Here is a 9,948-nt window from a genome sequence, read left to right on the forward strand (position 1 = left end):
TAAACTAACTGAGGATAAAGCGAAGTTAGATGAAGCTGTAAGTACAGAAGGTAAGACACCAGAAAGTATTCAAGCATACGAAGCCGCTAAGAAAGAAGCAGAAGCAGATGTTGCAGCAGCGAAGGAAGCAGCCAAAGCAGTATTAGCTAAAGGTGACAATGCGACAGCAGCTGAAGTTCAAGAAGCGCAAGAAAAAGTAACAGAAGCGCAAGGTAAGTTAGACAAAGCGAAAGAGCAGTTAGTCGACAAAGCAGACAAGACAGCTCTGGTAGTAACGCCAGTAGCAGACCCAGCGCATTTAACAGAAGCCGAAAAAGCCAAAGTTAAAGAAGCCGTTTCGAAAGCTAACCCAACAGCCACCAACGTAGTTGTAAAAGACAATGGAGACGTAACTGTCACATTACCAGATGGAACAACTAAAGAAATTCCATCGACAGAAACCGTAGAGAAAAAATCTGGTAATAATAGTACTGATACTAGCAACAGTGGCAACACCAACAATGGAGCTACTACCAACCCTGCTGGCAGCAATAGCAACAGTGTGACACCAGATAACAGAGGCAATACTCCAGCCCCTGGTGTGACAATTGACAATAGTAGCAATACGACCCTTACTACTCCATCGTCTACTGTTGGACAGGCACAAGCAAGCACTTCGACTCAAGAAACGCCAGTTTCTACAAGCACTCCAAACAATTCAGGAACTACAGTGACTCCTAACGAGACTCGTCCTGTTGACAAGTCTGAGCTTGCTCGATTGGTTGAAGGATTGGAAAGTCGTTTGAAAGATTTGGATGATATAGATAGTACAATGCTTGAGTCAGCTAAAGCTCTTCTTACAGAGATTAAACAAGCTCTTAATGACGAAAGTTTGACAGAGTCCGATTTGCGTGATATTGTTAGAAGAGTGAGAGAGGTAATAGACTCCTTAAAAGGTGTGAAAGAAGACCAGCAAAATCAAGAAAAAGATCAGATGAAAGACGATAGTCAGACAACTACTGAATTTTCATATGTAGTAATGATTGGCAGTCTACTTGCCCTTCTTGGGCTCCTTCTCTTCCTCATCGCGCGTCGTAAGAAAGAGTCAGAACTCAAGAAATTGGTCAAGGAACTAAGCAAGCTTGAAGCAGAATTGGATTCTACAAATGTGGATACGAAAGTTCTCGACCAAGCACGAGAAGCTCTCGCTCAAGCAGTTGCTTTCCTAGCCAATGAGAAAGAGTCTGACCACACAGAAGACGAGTTGATTGAGAAACTCAAAGCGATTCTTGCTCAGCTAAGATAAGCGACATGTTGAAATATCGCAGGCGACCATAGAAGTTACTACATTGCTGGATAATGACGATAGGAAAAGTTAGTCGCAAACCTGTAGTGGGAATATACCAGCTTCTAGTGGGGAAGTGGTTCTGGGAACAGGACACCGTCTTTTAAATGGGAATGCTTCCTCCTCTAGTACAAGTAGAAGTCTTTGATGGTAGAGTAAGATAAAGAAGAAACACGAAACAAGTAAGATAGTTCATGAAATGGAACTGAAAATTGCTGGTGTGGACTCTTGAAGGAAGTAATGGATAGAAAGAAGTTGAAAAGCGTCTTTCTATCCATCTTTCTTTAGGAGTTGATGTAAGCGCTCTCTATCACTTGGTTTTGTCAGATGATTGTGCTCTCCATAACCAACCATACGTATATCATATATAGTAGATTGAAATAAGATATGAACAAAGAGATTGAGAAAGTCAAATTAATTTCTAGAAATATTTTAGAATCCGTAGCCTACTATTCTAGGCTCAATATACTACACTTAAAAAATATTTCTATTGATTAATAGGGATTATTGTGGTATAATCTAGGTAGATTAGAAGTCATCAAAGGTGCAGCAATGTATAACTAGGTGACCTTTTTTCATATAGTGGAGACTGTTAGAATGAATGTTGCCATATTTGAATTAACAAATTTCAAGGAATATATTCCTTGAAATATTGATATAGTTGATAAAATACGATTAGTTTATAATCCTGTGTTAGCACCTACTACGTTAAAAATGGCGATTGAACCTGCACTGACAGAAGAAGAATTGTATCAACATATGAAAGATAAATCTCATTGGGATTTTTCATATAATGTTGATGATGAATTTTATAAAAAGGATTGCGTAGATTTATGGTAAATTGGTTAATCGTCAGTATATTTTAGCTAAGTAAGCCTACTTATTTGATAGTTACCTTAGAAATTTCCTTCAAGAAATATTGGAGAGAATTGAAGTCTTTTTGAAAAAGAGTACCGCTGATGCTCTGACGCTTGGATACCAAAAAACTATTTATATTTTTGAAGACGATGATTTATATTTTTCTGAACAATCTAAATACTGCAAGGATAACCCTAAACGTCAGGATACTGTCTTGAAAACAAAGTATCATTTATCGCGGTTTATTTTTGAAAAACAAGATGATTCCATAGTAAAGAATCAGATTAGACAATATGGTGTTGTGTTGCCTTGGACTGTTTTTCGTTTAATGACATTTGGAAATATATCATCATTTCTTGTCGCCTTACAACCAGGTTATCGAAATAAGGTTGCTGCTTATATTAGTTTGCTCTTGTATAAGGATGATAAAATTCCAGCTAAAATCTTATTGTCCTGGTGTAATGCACTTCGATATCTTAGAAATATATGCTCATATAATGGCAGATTATATGAACGCTTACACCATACCTTACCTGCTCTTCATCATTCTGATAAGGAGTTATTGGAGACAAACTCAGAGAATGATGATAAGACATTATTTATTTATTTTATAGCAATGAGACATCTTATTTTGTCCATGTCCCTAGAAACCCAGAATTTTTGGAATAAAAAATACAAAATTTACTAGAAGAAGGAAGTAGAGAACAAGTTGATTTGAGACACTACGGTCTTCCAGAGGACTGGGTGAACTTATTGACAATTAAGAATAGGATAATCTCTTAGATAGATAATTATTGGAAAGAATAAGATAGTATGGAGGTCTAGTATAAAACAAAATAAAGGGCACAAAACTTTTTTATTCTGTGTTGTGCCTTGAGTGAAACAAAAGGAATAAATTATAACAATGAAAAAAGTTGCCATTATTGGAGCAGGAATTGTGGGGACAACAGCTGCCTACTACCTCTCGAAAGAAAGTGACCTAGAGGTAGCCGTCTTTGACCATGGACAAGGTCAGGCTACCAAGGCTGCAGCAGGAATTATCAGTCCTTGGTTTTCCAAACGCCGCAATAAAGCTTGGTACAAAATGGCGCGCTTAGGGGCTGATTTTTATGTGGATTTATTAGCTGATTTAGAGAAATCAGGGCAAGAAATCGACTTTTACCATCGTTCGGGAGTCTTTCTCCTGAAAAAGGATGAATCCAAGTTGGAAGAACTCTATGAATTAGCCCTCCAGCGCAGAGAAGAATCTCCCTTGATAGGGCAATTAGCCATTCTGGACCAAGCATCATCTAATGAATTATTCCCTGGTTTGCAGGGATTTGACCGTCTGCTCTATGCTTCTGGTGGAGCGAGAGTAGATGGCCAACTTTTAGTGACTCGTTTGCTGGAATCCAGTCATGTCAAGCTGGTCAAAGAAAAAGTGACTCTGACACCGTTAGCATCAGGCTACCAGATTGGTGAAGAGGAGTTTGAGCAGGTTATTTTGGCGACGGGAGCTTGGTTGGGGGATATGTTAGAACCCTTGGGTTATGCTGTGGATGTCCGTCCTCAGAAAGGACAGCTCCGAGATTATCAGCTGGCCCAAGACATGGAATTTTACCCTGTTGTCATGCCAGAAGGGGAATGGGATTTGATTCCTTTTGCAGGTGGCAAATTGTCCCTAGGTGCTACCCATGAAAATGATATGGGATTTGATTTGACGGTAGATGAAATCTTGCTCCAGCAAATGGAGGAGGCAGCCTTACCTCACTATCCAGTTTTAGCTAGAGCGACTTCAAGGGCTGAGCGTGTGGGAATCCGTGCCTATACTAGTGATTTCTCTCCTTTCTTTGGGCAAGTGCCAGAATTGGCAGGTGTCTACGCTGCTAGTGGACTAGGTTCATCAGGCCTCACAACTGGTCCTATTATTGGTTACCACCTAGCTCAATTGGTCAAAGGCAAGGAGTTGACTTTGAACCCTGAAAACTACCCAATTGAAAACTATGTCAAACCGGTAAAAAGCGAATAATACTCAATGAAAATCAAAAAACAAACTAGGAAACTAGCAGCGGGCTGCTCAAAACACTGTTTTGAGGTTGTGGATGGAACTGACGAAGTCAGTAACCATACCCATGGCAAGGCGAAGCTGACGTTGTTTGAAGAGATTTTCGAAGAGTATAAGCATTTTACTGAAATTTTATCTTACCCTCTAGGATGGCAAATGACATTCCCTATCAAAAATGGTAAAATAAGAAAAAATAATCCGAGAATCGAGGAATTAAGATGCAAGAAAAGATTTTGCTAACGGGTGGAGCAGGTTTTATCGGAACCCACACTGTTATTGAGTTAATCCAAGCAGGTCATCAGGTTGTTGTGGTGGATAACCTTGTCAACAGCAATCGCAAAAGTTTAGAAGTTGTTGAGAGAATTACAGGAGTTGAAGTACCTTTCTATGAGGCAGATATCCGTGATATAGATACTCTTCGTGACATTTTCAAACAAGAAGAACCAACAGGGGTCATTCACTTTGCTGGCTTGAAGGCTGTTGGAGAATCTACTCGTATTCCTCTTGCCTACTATGACAACAATATCGCAGGAACTCTTAGCCTTTTGAAAGCTATGGAAGAAGCCAACTGTAAGAACATCATTTTCAGTTCTTCTGCGACAGTTTACGGGGATCCTCATACAGTGCCAATCCTGGAAGATTTCCCACTTTCAGTGACCAATCCATACGGTCGTACCAAGCTCATGCTAGAGGAAGTTTTGATAGATATCTACAAGGCAGACTCAGAATGGAATGTGGTCTTGCTTCGTTATTTCAACCCAATCGGAGCCCATGAAAGTGGAGATTTGGGAGAAAATCCAAATGGTATTCCAAACAATCTCTTGCCATATGTGACTCAAGTAGCTGTTGGGAAATTAGAGCAAGTGCAAGTGTTTGGAGACGATTACGATACCGAAGATGGAACTGGTGTTCGTGACTATATCCACGTTGTCGATTTGGCTAAAGGTCACGTCGCAGCTCTGAAAAAAATCCAAAAAGGTTCAGGCCTAAACGTTTATAACCTTGGAACAGGTAAAGGCTACTCAGTTCTTGAAATTATCCAAAATATGGAAAAAGCAGTGGGACGCCCAATTCCTTACCGCATCGTAGACCGTCGCCCAGGGGATATCGCAGCCTGCTATTCAGATCCTGCAAAAGCCAAAGCAGAACTGGGCTGGGAAGCAGAACTCGGCATCACCCAAATGTGTGAAGATACATGGCGTTGGCAAAGCAAGCATCCAAATGGATTTGAAGACTAAGATGGTGATGTCAATCATTGTCCCCTGCTTAAACGAAGAGGAAGTACTTCCTCTTTTTTATCAGGCTCTGGAAGATTTGATTCCAGATTTGGAAACAGAAATCGAGTATGTCTTTGTCGAGGATGGATCAAACGATGGAACCTTGGAACTTTTAAAGGCCTATCGGGAGAAAAATCCGGCAGTGCATTATCTTTCTTTCTCTCGAAATTTTGGCAAAGAAGCAGCCCTTTATGCAGGCTTGCAATATGCGACAGGAGATTTGGTGGTGGTGATGGATGCAGACCTCCAAGATCCTCCTAGTATGTTGCTTGAGATGAAAAACTTACTAGACCAGAATGCAGATTTGGACTGTGTTGGAACACGGAGAACTAGTCGGGAGGGAGAACCCTTCTTTCGCAGTTTTTGTGCTAATCTCTTTTACCGCCTTATGCAAAAAATTAGTCCAGTAGCCCTGCCATCAGGTGTCCGTGATTTTCGCATGATGAGACGGTCTGTAGTCGATGCCATTTTAAGCTTGACCGAGTCCAATCGTTTTTCAAAGGGGCTCTTCGCCTGGGTGGGTTTCAAAACCTACTATTTGGACTATCCAAATGTCGAAAGGCAGGCTGGCAAGACCAGTTGGAGTTTGAGGCAACTTTTTTTCTACTCCATTGAAGGGATTGTTAATTTTTCAGATTTTCCCCTGATTATCGCCTTTGTGGCGGGACTCCTATCTTGTTTTATTTCTTTTGTGATGACTGTTTTTGTGGTGTTTCGGACCCTTATCTTGGGCAATCCGACATCTGGTTGGACCTCTCTGATGGCTGTTATTCTCTTTCTTGGAGGCATTCAACTCTTGACTATTGGGATTCTCGGTAAATATATCAGTAAGATTTATTTGGAGACTAAAAAAAGACCACTTTATCTTATCAAAGAAAAAAGTTATCATAGATCATGAAAAAGTAGGAATTATCTGGCGCAGTCACTTTTTTGTAATTATAATTCTTTTGGTCTGGAACTTGAGTGATTTTTAAAAAAATTAGGGATTTGACATGATATAAATGAACTATGTGGAATAAATTTACTGCAAAGACGATAACTTAATAAATAAAACATTCAGGAGGGTTATTTTATGCTAAGTAAAGAGGATTATACTGAAGAAATCGGGCTAATAAAGAAACAAAATTATGTAGAGGTTGAACTGTATCCTTTAGTTGCTGATATAATTAAGCCAACTTTAAAAGATAGTTTATCAAAAAGATATGTCTTCGGAAGACAAAGAAGGGGTTTGGGACAAATTTATTATGGTCTAAGTAATTTTCCTGATATAGTTATTTTAGATAAGACTTATGAAAACAAATCTAGGAAAAGTATAAAAATTGAAGAATGGAAGGAACTTCGAGGATGCGTGGAAGTTAAGAATTTAAATTATAGTTTAATTACAGAGGAAAAAATCAAATCAACCATATCGAACAGTTTTGAACATATAACTGGAGAGATGGGACAACTTATTGGAGACCTTTTATGGTATAAAAAAGTAATTTATACAAATGGAATTGAATGGAGATTTCTAAGTTTAGATGACAAGGAAGAGATAGATAATACAATTGTTGAAGTAGTTAACAAAAGAATAGAAACAGAAGAAGCGGGAAATTCTTTTGATTGGTGGAAGAATATTAAAGATTTATCGTTCAATTATACGGATATATGCCTATCTAAAGATTGTAGACGAGAGTGGAATGAATTTGTAAAAAGGGTAAAGGAAATAGAATGGTAGAAGTCTATTCTCATTGAGGAATTTAGATTATAAGTTGCAGTAAGATTTATCTGGAGACTAAAAAAAGACCACTTTATCTCGTTAAAGAAAAAAGTGATCTTCCTGATTTTACAGAAAAAAATAAAGTGAAAAGACTATAATTTTACATGGAAATATGCTAAACTAGAAAGAGTGAAACGTTCTTGTCAATTTACTATGAGAGATTAGTGTTGATCTTTAATCAAGGCACGTGTCGGACAGTTTCTAACAGCCTCTAAGACATCCTGACTAGGAGAAATTTCTTTTTCCAGTTGGTCAGGATTATCGTAAAAACGCACGATTCCATTATCGTGGTAATCAAATAAGTCAGAATAAGTTTGGCAAAGCCCACAGGCGATGCATCGTTCAGGTATAAGTGTGATTTTCATGTTCATATTTATATTGTAATAAGAAAAGTAAAAAAAAACAAGGAGTAAGGTATGGCAAAAGAACCGTGGCAAGAAGATATTTATGATCAAGAAGAAGCAAGAGCAGAGCGTCGGCATCGAAACCACGGAGGGGCTGATAGGATGGCTAATCGTATTTTGACGATCCTAGCTAGTATTTTCTTTGTAATTGTGGTGGTGATGGTCATCGTTCTCATCTATCTATCATCGGGGGGGAGTAATCGCACAGCAGCCTTAAAAGACTTTCATGATTCTGATGCAAGTGTAGTACAAATCTCATCTTCAAGCAGTTCTCAGCCTGAGCAGAGTTCAGAGCCAGAATCTACTTCTAGTAGTTCAGAAGAAGCTGCTAATCCTGAAGGAACGATTAAAGTTCTCGCAGGAGAAGGGGAAGCAGCTATTGCCGCTCGTGCAGGAATCTCCATTGCTCAGTTAGAGGCCTTGAATCCTGGGCACATGGCTACAGGATCTTGGTTTGCTAATCCAGGTGATGTTATAAAAATAAAATAGGAGCCGATATGAAAACAATTCAAATTGCTATTGATGGTCCTGCTTCCAGCGGTAAGAGTACGGTCGCAAAGATTATTGCTAAGGATTTTGGATTCACCTACCTTGATACAGGAGCTATGTATCGTGCAGCGACCTATATGGCTCTTAAGAACCAATTAGGAGTTGAAGAAGTCGAAGCCCTTCTAACCTTGTTGGACCAGCATCCAATCAGCTTTGGACGTTCAGAAACTGGAGACCAGCTTGTTTTTGTAGGAGATGTGGATATTACCCATCCTATCCGTGAAAATGAAGTGACCAATCATGTTTCTGCTATTGCAGCAATTCCTCAAGTGCGTGAGAAACTAGTTTCTCTTCAACAAGAAATTGCCCAGCAAGGTGGGATTGTCATGGATGGTCGCGATATTGGAACTGTTGTATTGCCACAAGCAGAATTGAAAATTTTCCTAGTAGCTTCTGTTGATGAGAGAGCAGGGCGCCGTTACAAGGAAAATATTGCCAAGGGAATTGAAACAGACCTTGAAACTCTAAAAGAGGAAATTGCTGCGCGTGACTACAAGGATAGTCATCGGGAGACTTCGCCTCTCAAACAAGCAGAGGACGCTGTCTATCTTGATACAACTGGCTTGAACATTCAAGAAGTAGTTGAAAAAATCAAAGCAGAAGCTGAAAAAAGAATGTAAATGTAGAAAAGCTGATAGATGGATATCGGTTTTTTTCTAAATTTGTCAAAATGCTGATTTTAGGGTATAATAGTTGCTGTTCGAGAAATTTTGATTTTCAAAGAATAGTGAATGATGATAAGGAGAAACTATGAACAATTTACCAAATTGTCCAAAATGTAACTCAGAGTATGTCTACGAAGACGGTGCCCTACTGGTTTGCCCAGAGTGTGCTCATGAGTGGAATCCTGCTGAAGTTGCAGAAGCAGAAGAAGGTCTTGTCGCTATCGATGCCAACGGAAATAAATTGGCTGATGGTGATACAGTAACTCTCATCAAGGACTTGAAAGTAAAAGGTGCGCCAAAAGATTTGAAACAAGGGACGCGCGTGAAAAATATCCGCATCGTAGAAGGCGACCACAATATCGACTGTAAGATTGATGGTTTTGGTGCCATGAAACTCAAATCAGAGTTTGTGAGGAAGATTTAAGCATGTCAAAACACTATAAACTTGTATTTTATAGCCGTATCTTCTTGTTTCTAGCGGCTTTTACGGGAGTTTATCTTGAAATTACTAAGCATGGTGGTTTTGGGATGCTTCTCTATTACACGGTTCTGTCCAACCTCTTGGTAACTATTTTTACCCTTTATCTTCTAAAGGTTATGAGCCGTGTAGGTGAAAATTGGCAAAAGCCAAGTCTCTTGCGCTTAAAAGGTGGGGTCACCATGAGTATCATGATTACCTGTGTGATTTACCATTTCCTCTTGGCGCCCATTGTGACTAATTTCTATACCCTAGAAAATTTCCTTTGCCACTATATCGTTCCCATCTGGTTTTTAGCGGATACCCTCTTTTTTGACAAACAGGGTCAATATAAGATTTGGGATCCAGCAGTGTGGACCATTTTACCCTTGCTGTATATGATGTTTGCTCTTTTTAATGGCTTGGTTCTAAAACTCAATATTCCAAATGCCAAGGATAATCCTTTCCCTTACTTCTTTTTAAATGTGAACAAGGGTTGGGATGTCGTATTCAAGTGGTGTCTGATTATCTTTGTTGCCTATATGGTAGCAGGATTTATCTTCTACTTTATTAAGCAAATCAAGAGAAAGTCATTCTAATACTCTTCGAAA

Annotated in this window: 12 protein-coding genes and 3 pseudogenes; 14 read left to right on the forward strand and 1 reads right to left on the reverse strand. The window is 39.2% G+C overall.

Going from position 1 to position 9,948, the window contains the following annotated elements; genetic code table 11:
- The 10 genes and pseudogenes from HT671_RS11345 to HT671_RS03725 all read left to right on the forward strand — a co-directional run.
- A partial coding sequence (locus HT671_RS11345) for a hypothetical protein (protein WP_188093789.1) occupies nt 1–1,285 on the forward strand: 1,285 nt, incomplete at its 5' end.
- 753 nt (nt 1,286–2,038) lie between these two features.
- Nucleotides 2,039–2,164, forward strand: coding sequence for a hypothetical protein (locus tag HT671_RS11875; protein WP_014017312.1), 126 nt, complete (start codon nt 2,039–2,041; stop codon nt 2,162–2,164).
- A 79-nt stretch (nt 2,165–2,243) separates the two neighbouring features.
- Nucleotides 2,244–2,870: an Abi family protein gene (locus HT671_RS11565; protein WP_007284783.1), complete on the forward strand. Its 627-nt coding sequence runs from the start codon at nt 2,244–2,246 to the stop codon at nt 2,868–2,870.
- A 216-nt stretch (nt 2,871–3,086) separates the two neighbouring features.
- A complete protein-coding gene (locus HT671_RS03700) occupies nt 3,087–4,190 on the forward strand; it encodes an FAD-dependent oxidoreductase (protein WP_000754685.1) in 1,104 nt (367 codons plus the stop codon).
- Nucleotides 4,191–4,196: 6 nt separating this feature from the next.
- Nucleotides 4,197–4,466 (forward strand): hypothetical protein, encoded by a 270-nt coding sequence (locus HT671_RS03705; RefSeq protein ID WP_000694299.1) that lies wholly within the window; start codon nt 4,197–4,199, stop codon nt 4,464–4,466.
- Nucleotides 4,445–5,464, forward strand: coding sequence for a UDP-glucose 4-epimerase GalE (galE, locus tag HT671_RS03710; RefSeq protein ID WP_101514716.1), 1,020 nt, complete (start codon nt 4,445–4,447; stop codon nt 5,462–5,464). The genes HT671_RS03705 and galE overlap by 22 nt, the downstream gene beginning before the upstream one ends.
- Before the next feature lie 7 nt (nt 5,465–5,471).
- Nucleotides 5,472–6,023 (forward strand): annotated as a pseudogene (locus HT671_RS12025) (glycosyltransferase family 2 protein); the annotation flags it as partial.
- Between the two features lie 186 nt (nt 6,024–6,209).
- Nucleotides 6,210–6,401 (forward strand): annotated as a pseudogene (locus HT671_RS12030) (glycosyltransferase); the annotation flags it as partial.
- Nucleotides 6,402–6,575: 174 nt separating this feature from the next.
- Nucleotides 6,576–7,220 carry a hypothetical protein gene (locus tag HT671_RS03720; protein ID WP_000949237.1) on the forward strand — a complete coding sequence of 215 codons (645 nt, stop codon included), beginning with the start codon at nt 6,576–6,578 and terminating at the stop codon, nt 7,218–7,220.
- A 38-nt stretch (nt 7,221–7,258) separates the two neighbouring features.
- Nucleotides 7,259–7,360 (forward strand): annotated as a pseudogene (locus HT671_RS03725) (group 2 glycosyl transferase); the annotation flags it as partial.
- A 63-nt stretch (nt 7,361–7,423) separates the two neighbouring features.
- Here HT671_RS03725 and HT671_RS03730 read toward each other — a convergent pair.
- The gene (locus HT671_RS03730) at nt 7,424–7,627 is read right to left on the reverse strand and encodes a ferredoxin (RefSeq protein ID WP_161802646.1); all 204 of its coding nucleotides are present in this window, start codon (nt 7,625–7,627) and stop codon (nt 7,424–7,426) included.
- A gap of 51 nt (nt 7,628–7,678) precedes the next feature.
- On the opposite strand from HT671_RS03730, the gene HT671_RS03735 reads away from it, so the two are divergent.
- The 4 genes from HT671_RS03735 to HT671_RS03750 all read left to right on the forward strand — a co-directional run bounded on the left by HT671_RS03735 (nt 7,679) and on the right by HT671_RS03750 (nt 9,936).
- The gene (locus HT671_RS03735) at nt 7,679–8,155 is read left to right on the forward strand and encodes an SAG1386/EF1546 family surface-associated protein (protein WP_001040899.1); all 477 of its coding nucleotides are present in this window, start codon (nt 7,679–7,681) and stop codon (nt 8,153–8,155) included.
- Between the two features lie 8 nt (nt 8,156–8,163).
- Nucleotides 8,164–8,835 (forward strand): (d)CMP kinase, encoded by a 672-nt coding sequence (gene cmk, locus HT671_RS03740; protein ID WP_100104790.1) that lies wholly within the window; start codon nt 8,164–8,166, stop codon nt 8,833–8,835.
- Nucleotides 8,836–8,965: 130 nt separating this feature from the next.
- The gene (locus HT671_RS03745; RefSeq protein ID WP_001061585.1) at nt 8,966–9,304 is read left to right on the forward strand and encodes a zinc ribbon domain-containing protein YjdM; all 339 of its coding nucleotides are present in this window, start codon (nt 8,966–8,968) and stop codon (nt 9,302–9,304) included.
- A 2-nt stretch (nt 9,305–9,306) separates the two neighbouring features.
- Nucleotides 9,307–9,936: a Pr6Pr family membrane protein gene (locus HT671_RS03750; protein ID WP_138703058.1), complete on the forward strand. Its 630-nt coding sequence runs from the start codon at nt 9,307–9,309 to the stop codon at nt 9,934–9,936.
- The last annotated feature ends 12 nt before the right edge of the window (nt 9,937–9,948 follow it).

The sequence above is a fragment of the Streptococcus sp. 2741 genome (assembly GCF_013276315.1).
Lineage (GTDB): Bacteria > Bacillota > Bacilli > Lactobacillales > Streptococcaceae > Streptococcus > Streptococcus pseudopneumoniae.

Coding starts and splice junctions, on each gene's coding strand:
- HT671_RS11875 (WP_014017312.1), top strand. CDS start 2,039: ATGGCGATTGAACCTGCACTGACAGAAGAAGAATTGTATCAACATATG.
- HT671_RS03700 (WP_000754685.1), top strand. CDS start 3,087: ATGAAAAAAGTTGCCATTATTGGAGCAGGAATTGTGGGGACAACAGCT.
- HT671_RS03705 (WP_000694299.1), top strand. CDS start 4,197: ATGAAAATCAAAAAACAAACTAGGAAACTAGCAGCGGGCTGCTCAAAA.
- galE (WP_101514716.1), top strand. CDS start 4,445: ATGCAAGAAAAGATTTTGCTAACGGGTGGAGCAGGTTTTATCGGAACC.
- HT671_RS03720 (WP_000949237.1), top strand. CDS start 6,576: ATGCTAAGTAAAGAGGATTATACTGAAGAAATCGGGCTAATAAAGAAA.
- HT671_RS03730 (WP_161802646.1), bottom strand. CDS start 7,627: ATGAAAATCACACTTATACCTGAACGATGCATCGCCTGTGGGCTTTGC.
- HT671_RS03735 (WP_001040899.1), top strand. CDS start 7,679: ATGGCAAAAGAACCGTGGCAAGAAGATATTTATGATCAAGAAGAAGCA.
- cmk (WP_100104790.1), top strand. CDS start 8,164: ATGAAAACAATTCAAATTGCTATTGATGGTCCTGCTTCCAGCGGTAAG.
- HT671_RS03745 (WP_001061585.1), top strand. CDS start 8,966: ATGAACAATTTACCAAATTGTCCAAAATGTAACTCAGAGTATGTCTAC.
- HT671_RS03750 (WP_138703058.1), top strand. CDS start 9,307: ATGTCAAAACACTATAAACTTGTATTTTATAGCCGTATCTTCTTGTTT.